Source organism: Pseudomonas sp. MPDS (assembly GCF_013283895.1).
GTDB classification, from domain to species: domain Bacteria; phylum Pseudomonadota; class Gammaproteobacteria; order Pseudomonadales; family Pseudomonadaceae; genus Aquipseudomonas; species Aquipseudomonas rhizophila.
Window position 1 is genome coordinate 2,839,303 of the sequence record NZ_CP054128.1, and the last position, 17,612, is coordinate 2,856,914.

Consider the following 17,612-nt stretch of genomic DNA (forward strand, 5'->3'; position numbering starts at 1 on the left):
TGTAGCGCGGGAGGGGCCGTAGGCGTTTTGCGAACCCTGATCATACGGGGGCCTCGCCGTGGTAGCCGTGGAGCGCGGTGCGTACGGCATCGCCGAGTAAGTCATTGTCGTCGGGCAATCCGGCCTGCATCTTGAACGCACCGATGGCCACACGGGTCGCGTCATCCATCTGACCATCGCAGTCGCCGTTGAAGTAGCCAAGGCCACGCAGACGCTGCTGCACGCCTTTGAGGGTACTGATCGGGTCGAGCGCGCGCAGCCTCAGATGATAGTCGCGGGAGAAGCCGTCAAAGGTTACGCGCACGGTGATGTCGTCGGCGGTGGGCTCCAGAGGCCAGACGATATCGCCGTTGGCTTCGGCTTCGCCACTGCCCAGCAGCGTGTCACCGCGCAGTACCTGAAAGTGCCGGGCCAGGCCCTGTCCGGCGAGGGCATAAGGGCGAAACCTGAGCATGGCAGGGGTGTTCAGTACGCGGAAGGTGTGTCTTTGCCCGGTGGCGTTCTGTTCGAAGGTCGCTTTCACACGCGGCGGGACGAACAACGAATCACCCGCCGCGAGCGCCGTCCCGTCCGGGTGTTGACGGCGCAGATCGGCATTGCGCGGGTGATCCCAGAGTGTCTCGCGCGCATGCCCGTAGGCGTAGGCCACACTGTCGACGCTTTCGGTGGCCCCCAGTATAAGGACGATGCCGTCACCGCCCGGGTCCGATCTGGCATTCATACGGTTTCTCCTTCCCTGGAAGTCGCACGGTGGTCATCTGGGGGCGCAATCGCGCCGATTCAGCAGGCGATTAAAACCTTAGTAGGTTATGGCCGTTTTGGAAGGTCATTACCGAGCGCTGTTTGGTGAGTCACCTTCGGACACTCCCAGGGCTGGCTGATTGAGTGTTACCTGGCTACCACTGTGCACACTAATGGGCGTCGCTTGAGCCATTTGGTAGCACGTCTACCCAATTGACGCCGGGCCCATGCACGCCCCATAGCAAGACCCTTTCCTTCAAATCAATCACTTGCACATCGATCCATTCAGTTGGCACGCATTCTGCCTTTTGAATTTATGGATAATTGGATACAAAAATTCAAAAGGTGCTGCCATGCAATTCGCTCCGAGTTACGTTGGGCGCCCGTCGATGACGGCCGAGGAGGAGGCTTACAACTTCCTGCTGGACGCCATTTGCGGGGGACGATTGCGCAAGGGTGACCGGCTGATCGCTGAAGACATCGCCAGCGAGATCGGTATGAGCCGGATGCCGGTGCGCGAGGCGTTCCGTCGATTGGACGCCCAGGGCCTGGTGACCCTTAGACCCAATCGCGGGGCCGTTGTCAGTGGCCTGGATATCGATGAGCTGCACGAAGTCTTCGAGATGCGCAGCGTCCTCGAAGGCCTGGCGATCCGTGTCGCGGTAGCCAGGATAGGCGAGCGCCAATTGGCAGCCTTGGAGCGTCTGCTGGACGAGATGGACGATTACCGCGAGGAAAGCGCCGAGTGGGTCAGCCGGCATCGCGCCTTTCATGAATACCTGTGCAGCCTCAGCGGTCGTCCCCGGTTGCTGAAGCAGATCAGTGCCCTCTATTCCTTGATCGAGGCGCCCATGCGCCTATGGCTTGAGCACGTGGAAAAACCGCTGAGTGCGCGCCAGGAACACGCGGTGATTCTTGAGGCGATTCGTACTGGCGACGCCGATAAGGCCGAGGCAGTGGTGCGCGCGCACATCGAAGGCACCGTTCCTGAGTTGATCCAATTTCTGCAATCGAAAAAATAACCAGAGCGGGCCCCGCGCCTGCCGTTGTTTTGACTTTGAGTACTGCCCGTTACTAACTGAACTGGAGTGTCTGGTCATGCATAAGCCTCGCCTGTTGGTTGCCGCCCTATCCTTGGGATTCTGTGCGCAGTGGGCGGTTGCCGCGCCCGTTGTTCCGGAGCGCTTGCTCAAGGTCGAAAAACTCGTCTATTGCTCAGGCATGGATTCGCCGCCCCTGGTGTCCTTCGATGAAGCGCAGAAACCCAGGGGCTTGACCGTTGACCTGGGCCTGGAAATCGCCAAGCGGCTGGGCGACAAGAAAGTCGAGTGGCGGGTGATTCCCTTTTCCGGGCTGCTCCCGGCTTTGCTCGCCAAGCAGTGCGACATGATCGTCGACCAGTTGTTTGACAAGCCCGAGCGCCGTGAGGTGATCGATATCGTCAACTACATGTACTCCAGCCAGGCGGTGGTCGTGCCCAAGGGTAATCCGAAGGCAATCAAGACGCTGTCGGACCTGTTCGGGCATAAAGTCGCGGTGCTCAATGGCTCCACCATCAAGACCCTGCTCGACGCCGAGAATGAAGCGCTGGCCAAGGCTGGCAAGCCTGGAATGAAACTGGTGGTCTACAACACCGATACCGATGCATTCCAGGCCTTGCGCATCAGCCAGGTCGATGCCTACGGCACCACGGTGGAAACCGCCGGTTATTACGCCACCATGGCCCCCGATTTGTTTGAGGAAGGGGTGCCTGCCTTCAGCCGGATTCTTACCGGACTGGGTCTTCGCAAGGACGACACGCAACTGAGCGCCGCAGTGCAGCAGGTGATCAACGACATGCGCAGTGATGGCAGCTACAGCCAACTGCTCAGCAAATGGCATGTCGCCAGTGACACTCTTGATTGAGGTGAGCGTTGATGAACTTCAATTGGGATGTGTTTTGGCAGTACCTGTTGCAGCCCAGTGATGTTTACCTCACCGGGCTCTGGCTGACCTGCGTGATCAGTGTGTTGGCGATGCTGCTGGGCTGCTTCCTGGGACTGGCCGCGGCGTTGCTACGGTTGTCGAGCAATCCGTTGCTGCATCTACCGGTGCGTTTTTATGTGTGGCTGATGCGGGGCACGCCGTTGCTGGTGCAGATTGTCTTTCTCTATACAGCACTGGCGGCAGGGGGGATTTTCCGCTTCGAAGACATCGATCTGTTCGGCCTGGTGATTCCCGGCAATATCCAGGCGGCGATCATTGCCCTGGGGCTCAACGAAGGTGCCTATATGGCCGAGATCATCCGGGCCGGCATCGGCGCGGTGGACAAGGGCCAGTACGAAGCCGGGCGTTCCCTGGGCATGACGTTCGCCAAGCTGATGCGCCGCATTGTCTTGCCCCAGGCTTTCCGGGTCATCGTCCCGCCACTGGGCAACGAGTTCAACGTGATGCTCAAGAACACCACGTTGGTCAGTGTGATCGGCGTACAGGAGCTGTTGCTCAGTACCCAGATGGTCACGTCGGCGACGTTCCGGGTGTTCGAGTTGTACCTGGTGGTGGCGATCTATTTCCTCTTGTTGACCACTCTCTGGGGCTTTTTCCAGCGCTGGCTGGAAGCCCGTTTCGGCCAATCGGACCGACCCTCGTCACCACCGCCGGCGTCGACGCGGATGTTCGGTCGCAGCACCCTGAACCTGTTGAGGGCACGTTAGCCATGGCGCACAAAAGTGAAGAGCTGATCATCGAGGCGCTGGATGTGCACAAGTCCTTTGGCGAGCTGCAGATCCTCAAGGGCATATCCCTGCAAGTACGGCGCGGCGAAGTGGTGGTGCTGATCGGTGCCTCCGGCTCGGGCAAGACCACCTTTATCCGCTGCATCAATCTGCTGGAAGACATCCAGGGCGGGCGCATCCGCGTCAATGGCCGGGCCATGGGCTATCGCGAGCGGGCTGACGGCAGCCTGGTGCGTGAGTCGGAGCGCAACATCGCCCGCCAGCGCCGGGACATCGGCATGGTGTTTCAGCGCTTCAACCTGTTCCCCCACATGACGGCCCTGGAGAACATCATCGAGGCGCCGATCCAGGTGCTCGGGATGCCTCGCGCCGCGGCGCTGGAACAGGCCCGCAAGCTGCTGGAGCGGGTCGGTCTGGCGGACAAGGCCAACCACTACCCGTCGATGCTCTCCGGCGGCCAGCAGCAACGGGTGGCGATTGCCCGGGCCCTGGCGATGAAACCCCAGGCCATGCTGTTCGACGAACCCACCAGCGCCCTCGACCCGGAAACCGTTGGCGAGGTGCTGCAAGTGATGAAAGCGTTGGCAGAGGAAGGCATGACCATGGTCGTGGTCACCCATGAAATGGGCTTTGCCCGCGAAGTGGCAGACCGTGTGGTGGTGCTGGACCAAGGTGAACTCATTGAGCAAGGCCCGCCGGAGCAGATCTTCAGCCATCCCACGCACCCGCGAACTCGGGCTTTCCTCAGTCGCGTGTTATGACCGTTCCAGGGTGTTCGCCCTGAGTCCCGCCAATGAATCCTTGTGTTGAAGAGTCTTTGCCATGCTGAAATTTTCTGCTCACGAGTACCCTTATCCGTCGCAACGCCAGAGCGTTTTTGCCCGCCGGGGCATGGTCGCCGCGTCCCAGCCTCTGGCTGCCCAAGCGGGCATCGAGATCATGCAAAAGGGCGGCAACGCCATTGATGCGGCCATCGCCACGGCGGCGGCGCTGACGGTGGTCGAGCCCACGGGTTGTGGCATCGGTGGCGATGCTTTTGCCTTGGTCTGGTGCAAGGGTCAGTTACATGGCCTCAACGGCAACGGCCATGCACCGGCGGCCCTGAGTATCGAGGCGGTCAAGACGGCCGGTCATGAACAGATGCCGCTCTATGGCTGGACACCGGTAACCGTCCCGGGTTGCCCATCGGCCTGGGCCGAGTTGTCGCAACGCTTTGGCAAGCTGCCCTTTGCCGTGTTGCTGCAGCCGGCGATCAGCCTGGCGCGGGACGGTTTTGCGCTGTCGCCGGTGGTTGCCCATCAATGGCAGATCGCTTTGAACGAATTCACGCCTCATCGTGATCAGGTCCTGGATGCCTGGTTCCAGACTTTTCTGATTGACGGTCGCGCGCCACGGGCCGGGGAGATTTTCCGCAACCCGGCTCAGGCCCGTACCCTTGAAGAATTGGCTGCCACCCGCTGCGAGAGCCTGTATCGCGGCGCCTTGGCCGAACGCCTGGATGCCCACTCCCGGGCCAGCGGCGGCTACCTTCGTGCCACGGACCTGCAGGATTATCGCGCCCAATGGGTGGCACCGATCCACGTCAACTATCGAGGCGTCGATGTCTGGGAAATCCCGCCGAGCGGACAGGGGCTGGTGGCCTTGATGGCGCTGAAAATACTGGAGGGCTTCAGCTTCGATCACCGCGACAGCCAGCAGACCTGGCATCGCCAACTGGAGGCCATGAAGTTGGCCTACAGCGACGGCCTGCACTACATCACCGACCCTCTGCACATGCGTGTGGCGGTGACTGACCTGTTGAGCGAGGAGTACAGCGCCTGCCGTCGCGCCCAGATCAGTGAACAGGCCCAGGCACCCAAACCCGGCGATCCCCACGCCAGCGGCACGGTGTACCTGGCGACCGCTGACGGGGAAGGCAACATGGTCTCGTTCATCCAGAGCAACTACCACGGATTTGGCTCTGGCGTGGTGCTGCCTGACAGCGGGATTGCCTTGCAGAATCGCGGACAGGAATTCAGCCTGGATCCGAGCCACGCCAATTGCCTGGTCCCGGGCAAGAAGACTTTTCACACCATCATCCCTGGTTTCCTCACCCAGAATGGCCAGGCCCTTGGCCCTTTCGGCGTGATGGGCGGTTACATGCAGCCCCAAGGCCATGTGCAGATGGTGATGAACCTGGTGGACTTCGGCCTGAACCCGCAAGCGGCGCTGGACGCTCCGCGCTGGCAGTGGCTTGGTGAGATGAAAGTTGGCATCGAGCAGGGTGCCTCCGGCGACTTGGCCAATGCCTTGGCGCGGCGCGGTCATGAAGTGCAGATCGCCAGTGACCGGACTGATTACGGACGAGGCCAGATCATTCTCCGCGACCCGGTCAGCGGTGTCCTGTGCGGCGGCACCGAGCCCAGGGCGGATTCTCATATTGCTGTGTGGTAGGCACGATGAACCGGCCGTGCTTGCAGGGACTCCCGGGGCGTATGGTTGAGAACCCGGGAGGACGAGCGCCGCCGCAGGCAACACTCCATGACCGATGAAACACTCATTGCGTCGTGATAGCACTCAAGTGAATAAAAACGATTGAAAAAACCCTCTGGACGCTATACACCGAAGGCTCACTGGCATATTGCCTGGCAATCAGTCATTCAATCTCGCCACTGTGGCGCAGGGAGCGCTGATGAGTTTTCGCCCATTGAGCGATCCCCCGCAGCCATCGAACCATTACGGTGTGGCAATTCACCTGCAAGAAAACCCGGATGCGGCCGGCATGGCATACGTTGGCAAGGAAGACGCGATCGAACAATTGCTGGAATCAGCCCGCACCTGGGCCCACACCACCCAGTGGGTGGTTTATCGCGCCGGTGAACAACTGCATCTGCTGGGGCAGGGCGACCCAGGGCAACAGTGGCCGGCCAGCGTTGCGAACGCCGAGTTCGAGACCTTCTGCCGGACCAGACGGTTGTGCCGCTGGCCGACCGGTCGGGGCGAAAGTGTGCTGGGTTGGCTACTGGCGCCAGTCACCGATACCGAGGAGCCGGCCCTCGCCGAGTTTGCCCGATGCCTGGGCATCCAGGTACAGACCAATACCCTGGCCCGGGCCCAGATTACTCAGCGTGTGCTGTATGAAATTACCTACCTGGCCAGTTCCACCCGCGACCGCTCCGTGTTCCTGGTGGGGGTTCATCGGCTGCTCGCCAGCCTGATCGACGCCGAGAACTTTTATCTCGCGCTGTATGACCCCCACAGCGGAAAAATCGACTACCCGTACTACGTCGACATCATCGACGTCGATGCCGTGGAGTCCCAACACTACGAATACCTAGACCCTTCGCGTCTGTCGTTGACCGGCCAGGTGCTGACCTCGGGCCAGCCGTTGCTGATCGATGCCGCCGGCATTTGCGCCGCTCAGGCCGAGGGTCGTTTCTATTGCGTAGGTGATCGTCCCGAATTCTGGATGGGCGCTCCGCTGAAAAATGCCGCCGATGAAGTGTTTGGCATGCTTGCCATGCAGGTCTACGACGTTGCACGCACCTACAGCGCCGAAGACCGCGCGCTGTTTCTGGTGGTGGCCCGGCACGTGGCCATGGCGCTGGACCGGATTCTGCACCGTGAGGGCATGGAAGAGACGGTGATGCGTCGCACGCTGGAACTGTCGGCAGTCAATGACGCGCTGAGGCAGGAAGTGGCAGATCGAGAGCGCGCCGAACACCTGCAGAGTGCGCTATTTCAGATTGCAGAACTGTCGAGCCAGCCTGGCGACATGGCGGAGCTGTTCCAAACCTTGCATGGCATTGTCGGGGATCTGCTGTTCGCGGAGAACTTCTACATCGCGCTGTTCGACGACGCGATCGGTGAAGTGACCTTTCCGTATTATGTCGATGAGCGCAAAACCACCCTGCCTGAGGCACGCCGTGGGTGCCGGGGCCTGACTGAGTACGTTATCCGCCAGCGTCGTCCTTGCCTGATTGATCCTTTCGACGCGGATCGGTTGTCTGCACAGGGTGAACTCGAAGTGGCCTACGAGTCGGTCCGCTTCCATTCCTGGCTGGGCATTCCGTTGTTCGATGGCGATGTGGTACGGGGTGTGCTGGCGGTGCAAAGCTATACCTCCCAGGTGCGCTACACCTTGCGCGACCAGGAACTGCTGACGTTCGTGTCACGGCACATTGATACGGCATTGTCGCGCCGCACGGCCGCAGAAGCGATCCATGCCGCCAACCTCAAGCTCGAAGCCAGGGTGCAGGACCGCACCCGCGAACTGGATCACGCCAACGCCAAGCTGCAACACGAAAACGCCCATGATGCGCTGACCGGGCTGCCGAATCGCTCCTACCTGCAGCAGCGCCTCAATGTGGCCTGGGCGCGGTTCGAGAGCGAAGGCGGGCAACTGTCGGTGATGTTCATCGACCTCGACCGCTTCAAGATGGTCAACGACAGCTTCGGCCACCATTTTGGCGATTTGCTGTTGATGCAGGCCGCCCACCGCTTGCGCAGTTGCCTGCGTGACACCGACATGCTGGCCCGCCTGGGGGGCGATGAGTTTTCAGTGCTGGCGCCCGAGGCGACACTGGAGGTGGTGATCGAAATCGCCGAGCGGATTCTGTCGGTGTTCGACCTGCCGTTTTTCATCAATGGCCACGAAGTGTTTTCGTCGTGCAGTATCGGTATTGTCAGCGCCGACAGTCAGTTTCACCACGAACCCGCGGACTTGCTGCGCGATGCCGATGCGGCGATGTACCGGGTCAAGAATGCCGGGCGCGACAGTTACGCGGTGTTCAACCAGGAAGTGCGTCGTGAAGTCTCGGACCAGGTTGAGCGTGAAGGGCACCTGCGCAATGCGCTCAAGCGTACCGACGAACTGCTGCCGTATTTCCAGCCGATTGTCAGCGTCGAAAGCGGCGAGCTGGTGGCCCTTGAAGCGCTGATCCGCTGGCATCAACCGGGTGGCCGGATCATCGCGCCGGGCGAGTTTCTGCCCGATGTCGAGGGGTTGCGTCTGATCGGTCGACTGGATCTGTACATGCTCACCAGCATCGTGGCGATCCTCGCACTACCGCAACACGCCAATTGGCCACCGGTGCATGTCAATTGCTCCAGCTACAGCATGACGCGCCCGGATTTTGCCGATGATGTGCTGGCACTGTTGGCCCGTTACAACGTCGCGCCGTCGCGGATCTGCCTGGAGTTGACCGAAGGTGCGCTGGTGGCCGAGCCCGCCATTGCCCGACTGACCATGCAGCAATTGGCCGACAACGGCATGTCGGTGGTGCTCGATGATTTTGGCGCAGGATTTTCATCCCTGAGCTATGTGCATCAATACCGTTTCAGCGGTTTGAAGATCGACAAGTCGTTCATTTTCGAACTGACCACCAGCCCCCGCAGTCGCGCGATCGTCCGGGCGATCGTGCGTATGGCCGAATCACTGGACCTTAGCGTGGTGGCCGAAGGTGTCGAAGATGAAGCGACGTTGCTCTTGCTGCGGGAGATGGGGGCAGGGCAGGCCCAAGGTTATTATTTCGCCAAGCCGATGGGGCTGGAGGCATTGCTGGCGACTTCGCTGGTTGGTGGCTAGGTGCGTGGAACGGGCGGTTATTTCTGCCTGAGGGCGGCGATGGACAGTCCTGACACGATGAAGGTCAATCCCGCCCCGAGGTTCAGTCCGTTGGTAAGGCGTGGGCGTTGACAGATGTATTGCGACAGGCGCGTGGCGAAGACCCCCATCAACGAGAACCCCACGGCCGTCAGCAGGGCGAACCAGAACCCGTAGACCAGCATCTGTACGGTGACCGAGCCGAGCGCGGGGTTGATGAATTGAGGGATGAACGCCAGGACGAACAACCCGGGTTTGGGGTTTAGCGCCGCCGAAAGAAAGCCTGTAAGCAAAATGCTTCGCAGTGGCTGTCGTGCGGCGGGCGCGAAGGTTATCAGGCTTCTGGAGCGCAGCACCTTGATCCCGAGCCAGACCAGATAGGCCGCCCCTACCAATTTGACGACCCAGAAGGCAACCGTCGAGGTCTGGATCAACAGCGTCAGCCCCAACGAGGCGGTGGTGACGTGAAACAAAATGCCCAGCCCAGACGACAGGCCGGACACGATGGCGGCCAGGCGACCCTGGCTCAGCCCCCGTCCTATGGCCAGCAGATTGTCAGGACCGGGTGACAAGACCAGCAGCACGCAGGCTGCGGTGTAGGTGAACCAGATATCCATCGGAAACACGGTGAAGCTCCCTGTGAGGTATGAATGGGGTCAACGGATGATGCCCGCGAGGCTGTCCTGGATTGTGGCGCTGGCAGAGACAAGGCCAAGGTCTTTCATTTCTAGCAGCGGTGAACCGGTTCGGCAACTCAATAACGGGCCCCGAACTCCTCGGCAGCGGGGCTGATGGGGGGAGTAACGCTGGGATCAACGACCGTTTCATGAGGATTCGCTTCACCCACTTGAACGTCTACTACCACGCGGCCTCTGACGTAATGCAGGGCGAACATACGCCGCTCATTCCGACTTGGAGGATAGGTTTACATGAACATTCTAATGGTCCTGACGTCCCACGATCAGTTGGGTGACACCGGCAAGAAAACGGGGTTTTGGCTGGAAGAATTCGCCGCGCCCTATTACGTGTTTGTCGACGCCAAAGTGACGGTTACGCTCGCCTCACCAAAGGGAGGGCAACCGCCGCTGGACCCCAAGAGCGACGAGGAACAGGCCCAGACGGACGCCACTCGCCGCTTCAGCGCCGATACCCGGGCCCAGGCAGCGTTGGCCGACACGGTGCCGCTGGGCGAAATTGATCCCTACGACTTCGATGCCGTGTTCTATCCCGGAGGTCATGGGCCGCTGTGGGATCTGGCCGAGGACACTGATTCCAAGACCCTCCTCGAAGCCTTTTACGCCGCGAATAAACCCATCGCGGCCGTCTGTCACGCGCCTGGGGTGCTCAAGAACGTCAACGAGCCGGATGGCCATCCAGTGGTCAAGGGCAAGAAAGTGACCGGGTTCACCAACTCTGAAGAAGAGGCCGTGGGATTGACCCAGGTGGTGCCATTTCTGGTGGAGGACATGCTCAAAGCCAGAGGTGGCGAGTATTCAAAGGCGGCAGACTGGGCGAGTTACGTGGTCGAGGATGGCCATCTGATCACCGGTCAGAACCCGGCTTCTTCCGAAGCCGCCGCCAACGCGCTGCTCAAGCGCTTGCAGCAAGAGCAGAAGGCTTGAGTCAGCTCAAACAAGGGCCGGATCGCAACCGACGCGCGTTCACCTCGCAAGGGCGCATGCCGTTATGTTCGAATGCACAGTCGCGGACAATCAATGAGACTCGCGCAAGACCTCGATGAAGGCCTGCAAGCCTGATGGGATATAGCGGTGCCCCGGATAATACAGAAACAGCCCAGGAATCCTGGGGCACCAATCCGCGAGGACCTCGACCAGACGAGCGTCTGCCAAAGGTTGCGATACCGTCTGCTCTGGCACGTAAGCGATGCCGAGCCCGGATATGGCTGCATCGACCATGATTTCGGCATTATCGAGAGTTAGCTGTCCTTTGGGCTCGATGACCAAGGATTGTCCGTTCCTGGAGAATTCCCATCTATAAGGTTTACCACTGGGCATCCGGATGCAGATGCATTGATGTCCTGGCAGATCATCCGGCGTAAGGGGGACAGGATGAGTCTTCAGGTATTGGGGGGACGCCACGGTAATAAATCGCGTATCCGTTCCTATCGGCACGGCGATCATGTCTTGGGGGATCGCTTCACCTAAACGGATACCGGCGTCGAAGCCCTCGGCCACGATATCGATCAGACGGCCCTCGGTCACGAGGTCAACCGACATCTGGGGGAAGCGTTCCAGGAATATCGGAAGGGCAGCTTTCATCAAAACGCGCGCGGCCTGTTCGCTGGCATTGATCCGTAAAGTGCCGCTGGGAAGATCCCGGTATTCATTGACTTCCTCAATCGCCAGCTCGAATTCGCGCAACACAGGCGCCAGTCGTCTTAGCAGACGCTCTCCCGCTGCCGTCGGTGAAACGCTGCGCGTGGTGCGGTGCAGCAAACGCACCCCAAGACCGGCCTCCAGCGTTTTCATCATATGACTCAGGGTAGAGGCTGACAGGCCCAACTCATCGGCCGCTTTACGAAAGCTGCGATGAGCAACGATGCGGGTCAGCGCGCGTAAATCGGCAAGCGAAAGGGGCAATTGATTCATGGCTATATTTCATTAGCTCATCCGAATTATGCCCCATAGTAGCAGCAGTCCGGCTGACGTAGTTTGGTCTCACATCGATGGCAACTCACCCTTCATTCGGAGATCAAGCACATGAGCAAAACTTGGTTAGTGACTGGAAGTTCGTCCGGCATTGGTCTGGCGGTGGTCGAACAATTGCTGGAACGGGGGGACCGTGTGGCGGCTACTTTGCGTAAGCCTCAGGCTTTGAGTCACTTGAAGACACGCTACGGCGAGCAACTGTGGACAGCGTTGCTCGATGTAAACGACGCATTGGCCATCCGCGCTGTGGTTCATCAGGCGTTCACCGAGCTAGGACGTATTGATGTTGTGGTGAGCAGTGCGGGCTACGCGTTGTTTGGTGCGGCGGAGGAAGCCAGCGATGAACAGATCGACCAGCAGTTGCAAACGAATCTGCTCGGTTCTATTCAACTCATCCGTGCCTGCCTACCGTTTCTGCGCAAACAGGGGGGCGGTCGAATTCTTCAAGTGTCCTCGGAGGGCGGGCAGCTCGCTTACCCGAACTTCAGCCTTTACCACGCAAGCAAATGGGCCATTGAGGGATTCGTTGAGTCGGTCGCTCTGGAGGTTGCGCCTTTTGGGATCGAGTTCACCCTGGTAGAGCCGGGCCCGACACGAACTAATTTCGGCGCCGCGCTGGTTCGTCCGCCCGCGATGGCTGAGTACGAGCAAACGCCTGCCGGTGAAGTGCGTAAAGCAATCGCCGAGGGTACTTTCCCGCTTACCGGAGACCCGCAGAAAATGGCCAGGATCATGCTCGAGATTGTCGACGTCGATCCCGCACCCAGGCGTCTACTGCTAGGCAGCGGGGCTTACGAGCGTGTTCGCAATGCCCTGGTCCAACGGCTGGCTGAGCTGGAGCAATATCAAGCGCTTGCAATGAGCACGGAGGTTGACTGAGATCGGCCCGTTTCTCATCCAGTCCTGATCATGGACCCCGAAAAATCAGTGTTCCCATTGTTCAAGCAATATCGAGACAAATTTTTCCGCGGCCGGGGAGAGCGATGCGCCCCTTCGATAGACCAGGCCCAGCGATCGGTTTACCACCGGATCAATCAACGGCACGCTGACCAATGTCGGGTGATCCTCGGCTGGCATTGCGAGGCTGGGCATGGCCGACACCCCGAGGCCGGCCTCGACCAACCCCAACGATGTAGACAAGTGCTGCACTTCGTAGAACCACTGCGGACGCCAGCTCAAACCCGACAAGGCGTGGTCCAGCAGCATTCGGTTGCCGCTGAGACGACCGACACCGATCAGTCGGTAATCGCTGAGCTCAGACCAGCTTACCGAGCTGCGTCTGGCCAGTTCATGGTCGCGTCGACAAGCTAAAACGAAAGGTTCGTTGACCAATGGCACGAACTCGATATCCGGGTGCTGGCCACTCATCATATTGATACCGAAATCGGCTTCGCCACGCAGTACCGCCTCGAGCCCTTCGTTTGCGCTGAGGTCGAGCAGGCGGATGCGGATTTTGGGGTAGCGCTCGTTATAGAGGCGGATCACCGAAGGCAGGAAATAGAAGGCCGCGGTGGGGATGCAGGCCAAGGTCACCCGACCGATCTGGCGCTCCGCCAGTTCGCGAATATTGAGAATCGAGTCGTCGAAATCATCCAGCAAGCGCCGCGCCTTGGGCAGGAAATCGCGCCCGACGCTCGTCAGGCTGACCTTGCGGGTGGTGCGATCCAGCAAGGCGGTCCCCAGGCCTTCCTCGAGTTTTTTCATGCGCCGGCTCAGGGCCGGTTGAGAGAGATGCAACGCATCGGCGGCTTCATGAAAACTGCCTAGTTCAGCGATTTTCACGAAAGATCGTATGTCCTGAAGCTCGTATTCCATGTTCTTTCTCACCGGGCAAGAGCGATGCGCTGGGAAATCATCGTAAATTAATTAATTCGTGAAACGCAATAATTGCTCTGATCTTTGCATTGGAAACACTTTTAGAACCCTGCCACTCTTGTGTCCAGAACATCAATTATCCAGATTGATCAACAAGAGTTAGTGTTCATGCAGCGAATTCCTTGTGTGCTGATGCGCGGTGGTACTTCCAAAGGGCCCGTATTTCTTGCCTGGGACCTGCCCAGTGCCATCGCCGAACGTGATGAGCTGCTGCTCAACCTGATGGGGTCCGGCCATGAGCTGGAAATCGACGGCATCGGTGGCGGCAGCCCGCAAACCAGCAAAGTGGCAATCGTCAGCCCATCGTTGCACCCGGACGCGGATGTCGACTATCTGTTCGTCCAGGTCATGGTTTCCCAGCGCCGGGTCGATACCGCGCCCAACTGCGGCAATATGCTGTGCGCCGTCGGCCCGTTCGCCATCGAGCAGGGGCTGGTCAAGCCTTCCGGCGATCTGACCCGCGTGCGGATCCGCAACCTCAATACCGGGACCTTCGTAAATTCAGAGGTGCAAACCCCTGAGGGCAAGGTCAGCTATGAAGGGGACACCGCCATCGACGGCGTGCCTGGCACGGCGGCTCCGGTGCAACTGACCTTTCTGGATGCGGCTGGCAGCAAGACCGGCAAGCTCTTCCCGACGGGGCAATCGCTGGACCTGATCGATGGTATCCCGGTGACCTGTATCGACATGGCGATGCCGATGCTGATCGTCGAGGCCAGTCAGCTTGGCAAGCGCGGCGATGAAAGCCCCGCTGAACTGGACGCCGATAAGGCGTTCCTGCAACGCCTGGAGTCCCTGCGACTCAAAGCCGGCCTGGCCATGGGCCTGGGTGATGTCAGTGACAAGGTCATCCCCAAGCCGGTGCTGGTGTCTCCTGCCAAGTCGGGCGGGACGGTCCAGGTGCGCTATTTCATGCCGCACAACTGTCACCGTGCCCTGGCCATCACTGGCTCCATCGGTCTGGCCACCGCTTGCGTGACGCAAGGCAGCGTAGTGGCGCAGTTGCTCGGCGGCATCAGCGAGCCGCGTCTGCAGCAGGTTCGTATTGAGCACCCAAGCGGTGGTATCGACGTCGTACTGTCCTACACCGGCGAAAAGGGTGAGACCATTCGTGCCTCGGTGGTGCGTACCGCCCGCCGGCTTTTCTCAGGTTTCGTCTACGCCACCGCTTCACACCGGCTGGCCGGATAGTCCAGGCAGTCATTGTCGTTTGCATCAGAACAATTCTAAAAATGGGTGATGCCATGAAAGTTGTTAAATCGCTCTACTTCCAGATCATCTGCGCCGTGCTGCTGGGCGTGCTGGTCGGGCACTTCTGGTCGCAACAGGCGATTGCCTTGAAGCCGCTGGGTGATGCTTTCATCAAGTTGATCAAGATGATGATCGCACCGGTGGTGTTCTGCACGATTGTCACCGGCATCGCCGGCATGAGTGACAAGCGCTCGCTGGGGCGCTTGTTGAGCAAGACCATGCTGCTGTTCCTGGCGCTGACGGTGATCAGCCTGATCATTGGCCTTGTGTCGGTCTACCTGTTCAAGCCCGGTGCAGGCATGAACATAGACCCGACCCAGTTGAGCACCCAGGGCCTGTCGCAATACACCGACTCCGCTGCGAAGCTGAGTGTGGTGGACTTCTTCATGCACATCATTCCCGACACCTTTATTGGCGCTTTCAATAAAGGCGAGGTGCTGCCGGTGCTGTTTATCGCAGTGCTCTGCGGCTTTGCCCTGTCGTCCTTGGGCGAGCGCGGCAAGCCGGTGCTGGATGTGCTGGAATCAGCTTCGCACATGGTGTTCAAGATATTTTCCTACCTGATGCGTTTTGCTCCGATCGGCGCTTTCGGAGCCTTGGCCTTCACTGTCGGGCAGTACGGCATCACGTCGCTGGGCTCGCTGGCCAAGCTGATCATGACCCTGTACGTCGCTTGCGCCTTCTTCGTCTTCGTTGTGTTGGGCAGCATTTGCCGTGCACACGGCTTCAGTTTGTGGAAGCTGTTGCGTTATCTGCGCGAGGAATTCCTGGTGGTGCTGGGCACTTCTTCGACTGAACCGGTGATGCCGCGGATGTTGGAAAAGCTCCAGGCCCTGGGTTGCAAGAAGGGCGTCGTGGGGCTGGTGCTGCCAACCGGTTACTCGTTCAACCTCGATGGCACGGCGATCTACCTGTCGCTGGCGGCCATCTTCATTGCACAGGCCTGCAACATCGACCTGACGCTGACCCAGGTCATCACCATGCTGGCGATCATGTTGCTGTCTTCCAAGGGCGCCGCAGGTGTTACCGGCAGCGGCTTTGTCGCGTTGGCCTCGACCCTGACCGTCATCCACGATATTCCTCTGGCCGGTTTGGCCCTGTTGATCGGGATCGACCGGTTCATGTCCGAGGCGCGGGCGCTGACCAGCCTGGCGAGCAACGCAGTGGCGACCGTGGTGATCTCCATCTCGGAGAATGCCTGCGACCGCGATGTGCTGTTGCAGACCCTGGATGGCAAACCCTCCCCGAGGCACATCCAGGCAACGGAGCACGCCTGGGACGACACAAAGGTCGCGAATCACATCTAACCGGTCACGGCTGACCCGACATCACCGCGTTATCTTCCTGAATACCTGCGCCAGGCAATCATTCGAGTGTCGCCTGGCGAGTGGGATGGCGTGCGCCTGAATGTCGGCCAAGCTACTCATAACAACAAGAGATCTGACTTATGCTCGCTTTACTTGGCTTGGCCATGGTGGTGGTCTTCACCTTCCTGATAATGACCAAACGTTTGTCACCGATCGTCGCCCTGACGGTGGTGCCAATAGTCTTCGCGGTGATCGGCGGGTTTGGCGGTACCACCGGCAAGATGATGCTGGACGGCTTGAAGATGGTCGCGCCGTCGGCGGCGCTGCTGTTGTTCGCAATCCTGTTTTTCGGCCTGATGATCGATGCCGGTCTGTTCGACCCGCTGATCCGCAAGATCCTCAAGCGAGTTAACGGTGATCCGATGAAAATCGCCGTGGGCACGGCGCTGCTGTCGCTGTTGGTGGCGCTGGACGGTGACGGCACGACCACGTACATGATCACCTGTGCAGCGATGTTGCCGCTGTACAAGCGCATCGGCATGAACCCGATGATCCTGGCGACCATTTCCATGCTCTCGTTGAGCATCATGAGCGGCATGACGCCCTGGGGCGGCCCGGCGACCCGTGCGATCGCAGCGCTGGGCCTGGACGCCGGTGAGTATTTTGTGCCTTTGCTGCCGACCATGATCGGCGGTGCGATGTGGGTGGTGTTCACGGCGTTTCTGCTGGGGCGTGCCGAACGCAAGCGCATCGGCAACACCCATCTGCAAAGCGGTGGGGGTAATTGCTACATCAAGGCGATTATTGAAGACACGCCGCACAAGCGCCCGAAACTGGCCTACGTCAACCTGCTGCTGGTGACGGCGGTGATGGTTGCGCTGGTCATGGGCCTCATGCACTCGGCGATCCTGTTCCTGATCGGTTTTGTTCTGGCGTTGATGATCAACTATCCGCAACTGGATATTCAGAAAGAACGAATTCTCGCTCATTCGGGCAACGCCATGACCGTGGTTCTGCTGGTGTTTGCCGCGGGTATCTTTGCCGGGATCTTCTCCGGGACGAAAATGGTCGATGCGCTGGCGCAAACCCTGGTCGACTGGATTCCGCCATCCTGGGGCCATCTGTTCCCGCTGGTGGTTGCCATTACCAGCATGCCGCTGACCTTCGTGTTGTCCAACGATGCCTACTACTTCGGTGTCGTGCCGATCCTGGCCAACGCCGCAGCGGCCTATGGCATTGATCCGGTCGAGATTGCACGGGCCTCCATTCTCGGCCAGCCGGTGCACCTGATGAGTCCGTTGGTGGCCTCGACCCTGCTGCTGGTCGGCATGGTGGACCGTGATCTGGGCGACTTCCAGAAAGCCACCGTCAAATGGGCGGTGCTCACTTCCCTGGTCGTGACTGCGTTGGCCTTGCTGACTGGGGCAATCAGTCTGTTCTCCTGATTCTCCAAACCTCTTTGACACCTGAC

Annotated in this window: 15 protein-coding genes; 11 read left to right on the forward strand and 4 right to left on the reverse strand. The window is 59.8% G+C overall.

The features are described 5' to 3' along the window. Positions 1 to 40: 40 nt before the first annotated feature. A complete protein-coding gene (locus HQ912_RS12485) occupies positions 41 to 721 on the reverse strand; it encodes a peptidoglycan-binding domain-containing protein (protein ID WP_076384156.1) in 681 nt (226 codons plus the stop codon). A gap of 373 nt (positions 722 to 1,094) precedes the next feature. Between HQ912_RS12485 and HQ912_RS12490 the strand changes: the two genes are divergently transcribed. The 6 genes from HQ912_RS12490 to HQ912_RS12515 all read left to right on the forward strand — a co-directional run bounded on the left by HQ912_RS12490 (position 1,095) and on the right by HQ912_RS12515 (position 9,021). Then, positions 1,095 to 1,763 (forward strand): GntR family transcriptional regulator, encoded by a 669-nt coding sequence (locus HQ912_RS12490; RefSeq protein ID WP_047225539.1) that lies wholly within the window; start codon positions 1,095 to 1,097, stop codon positions 1,761 to 1,763. A gap of 76 nt (positions 1,764 to 1,839) precedes the next feature. Continuing rightward, positions 1,840 to 2,646, forward strand: coding sequence for an ABC transporter substrate-binding protein (locus tag HQ912_RS12495; protein WP_173406846.1), 807 nt, complete (start codon positions 1,840 to 1,842; stop codon positions 2,644 to 2,646). Between the two features lie 11 nt (positions 2,647 to 2,657). Further along, on the forward strand, positions 2,658 to 3,434 hold the full coding sequence (locus tag HQ912_RS12500) for an amino acid ABC transporter permease (RefSeq protein WP_047225541.1): 777 nt from the start codon (positions 2,658 to 2,660) through the stop codon (positions 3,432 to 3,434). Between the two features lie 2 nt (positions 3,435 to 3,436). Continuing rightward, a complete protein-coding gene (locus HQ912_RS12505; protein WP_047225542.1) occupies positions 3,437 to 4,216 on the forward strand; it encodes an amino acid ABC transporter ATP-binding protein in 780 nt (259 codons plus the stop codon). A 61-nt stretch (positions 4,217 to 4,277) separates the two neighbouring features. Then, positions 4,278 to 5,888, forward strand: coding sequence for a gamma-glutamyltransferase family protein (locus HQ912_RS12510; RefSeq protein WP_047225543.1), 1,611 nt, complete (start codon positions 4,278 to 4,280; stop codon positions 5,886 to 5,888). Between the two features lie 238 nt (positions 5,889 to 6,126). Beyond that, on the forward strand, positions 6,127 to 9,021 hold the full coding sequence (locus HQ912_RS12515) for an EAL domain-containing protein (RefSeq protein ID WP_173406847.1): 2,895 nt from the start codon (positions 6,127 to 6,129) through the stop codon (positions 9,019 to 9,021). Between the two features lie 17 nt (positions 9,022 to 9,038). On the opposite strand, the gene HQ912_RS12520 is transcribed toward HQ912_RS12515, so the two are convergent. After that, a complete protein-coding gene (locus HQ912_RS12520) occupies positions 9,039 to 9,665 on the reverse strand; it encodes a LysE family translocator (RefSeq protein ID WP_173406848.1) in 627 nt (208 codons plus the stop codon). Between the two features lie 303 nt (positions 9,666 to 9,968). On the opposite strand from HQ912_RS12520, the gene HQ912_RS12525 reads away from it, so the two are divergent. Then, complete coding sequence (locus HQ912_RS12525) at positions 9,969 to 10,661, forward strand: type 1 glutamine amidotransferase domain-containing protein (RefSeq protein WP_173406849.1); 693 nt, start codon at positions 9,969 to 9,971, stop codon at positions 10,659 to 10,661. Positions 10,662 to 10,751: 90 nt separating this feature from the next. On the opposite strand, the gene HQ912_RS12530 is transcribed toward HQ912_RS12525, so the two are convergent. Beyond that, the gene (locus tag HQ912_RS12530) at positions 10,752 to 11,648 is read right to left on the reverse strand and encodes a LysR family transcriptional regulator (protein ID WP_047225547.1); all 897 of its coding nucleotides are present in this window, start codon (positions 11,646 to 11,648) and stop codon (positions 10,752 to 10,754) included. A gap of 111 nt (positions 11,649 to 11,759) precedes the next feature. Between HQ912_RS12530 and HQ912_RS12535 the strand changes: the two genes are divergently transcribed. Then, positions 11,760 to 12,587: an SDR family oxidoreductase gene (locus tag HQ912_RS12535; RefSeq protein ID WP_076384163.1), complete on the forward strand. Its 828-nt coding sequence runs from the start codon at positions 11,760 to 11,762 to the stop codon at positions 12,585 to 12,587. Positions 12,588 to 12,632: 45 nt separating this feature from the next. Here the strand turns inward: HQ912_RS12535 and HQ912_RS12540 are convergent, their stop codons facing one another. After that, positions 12,633 to 13,523 carry a LysR family transcriptional regulator gene (locus HQ912_RS12540; protein WP_047225549.1) on the reverse strand — a complete coding sequence of 297 codons (891 nt, stop codon included), beginning with the start codon at positions 13,521 to 13,523 and terminating at the stop codon, positions 12,633 to 12,635. A 168-nt stretch (positions 13,524 to 13,691) separates the two neighbouring features. Here HQ912_RS12540 and HQ912_RS12545 point away from each other — a divergent pair, with 168 nt between their 5' ends. The 3 genes from HQ912_RS12545 (at position 13,692) to HQ912_RS12555 (ending at position 17,586) form a co-directional block, all read left to right on the forward strand. Further along, entirely contained in the window at positions 13,692 to 14,774 is a 1,083-nt protein-coding gene (locus HQ912_RS12545; RefSeq protein ID WP_173406850.1) for a 4-oxalomesaconate tautomerase, read from the forward strand. Between the two features lie 41 nt (positions 14,775 to 14,815). Beyond that, positions 14,816 to 16,141, forward strand: a complete 1,326-nt coding sequence (locus HQ912_RS12550; RefSeq protein ID WP_047225551.1) for a dicarboxylate/amino acid:cation symporter — start codon at positions 14,816 to 14,818, stop codon at positions 16,139 to 16,141. Between the two features lie 140 nt (positions 16,142 to 16,281). Then, positions 16,282 to 17,586 (forward strand): CitMHS family transporter, encoded by a 1,305-nt coding sequence (locus HQ912_RS12555; RefSeq protein WP_047225552.1) that lies wholly within the window; start codon positions 16,282 to 16,284, stop codon positions 17,584 to 17,586. Positions 17,587 to 17,612 lie beyond the last annotated feature (26 nt).

What these genes read in the sequence shown, in the direction of transcription:
- HQ912_RS12500 (WP_047225541.1), top strand. Translation starts at nt 2,658, where the DNA reads ATGAACTTCAATTGGGATGTGTTTTGGCAGTACCTGTTGCAGCCCAGT.
- HQ912_RS12505 (WP_047225542.1), top strand. Translation starts at nt 3,437, where the DNA reads ATGGCGCACAAAAGTGAAGAGCTGATCATCGAGGCGCTGGATGTGCAC.
- HQ912_RS12545 (WP_173406850.1), top strand. Translation starts at nt 13,692, where the DNA reads ATGCAGCGAATTCCTTGTGTGCTGATGCGCGGTGGTACTTCCAAAGGG.
- HQ912_RS12485 (WP_076384156.1), bottom strand. Translation starts at nt 721, where the DNA reads ATGAATGCCAGATCGGACCCGGGCGGTGACGGCATCGTCCTTATACTG.
- HQ912_RS12540 (WP_047225549.1), bottom strand. Translation starts at nt 13,523, where the DNA reads ATGGAATACGAGCTTCAGGACATACGATCTTTCGTGAAAATCGCTGAA.
- HQ912_RS12510 (WP_047225543.1), top strand. Translation starts at nt 4,278, where the DNA reads ATGCTGAAATTTTCTGCTCACGAGTACCCTTATCCGTCGCAACGCCAG.
- HQ912_RS12525 (WP_173406849.1), top strand. Translation starts at nt 9,969, where the DNA reads ATGAACATTCTAATGGTCCTGACGTCCCACGATCAGTTGGGTGACACC.
- HQ912_RS12550 (WP_047225551.1), top strand. Translation starts at nt 14,816, where the DNA reads ATGGGTGATGCCATGAAAGTTGTTAAATCGCTCTACTTCCAGATCATC.
- HQ912_RS12495 (WP_173406846.1), top strand. Translation starts at nt 1,840, where the DNA reads ATGCATAAGCCTCGCCTGTTGGTTGCCGCCCTATCCTTGGGATTCTGT.
- HQ912_RS12555 (WP_047225552.1), top strand. Translation starts at nt 16,282, where the DNA reads ATGCTCGCTTTACTTGGCTTGGCCATGGTGGTGGTCTTCACCTTCCTG.
- HQ912_RS12515 (WP_173406847.1), top strand. Translation starts at nt 6,127, where the DNA reads ATGAGTTTTCGCCCATTGAGCGATCCCCCGCAGCCATCGAACCATTAC.
- HQ912_RS12490 (WP_047225539.1), top strand. Translation starts at nt 1,095, where the DNA reads ATGCAATTCGCTCCGAGTTACGTTGGGCGCCCGTCGATGACGGCCGAG.
- HQ912_RS12535 (WP_076384163.1), top strand. Translation starts at nt 11,760, where the DNA reads ATGAGCAAAACTTGGTTAGTGACTGGAAGTTCGTCCGGCATTGGTCTG.
- HQ912_RS12530 (WP_047225547.1), bottom strand. Translation starts at nt 11,648, where the DNA reads ATGAATCAATTGCCCCTTTCGCTTGCCGATTTACGCGCGCTGACCCGC.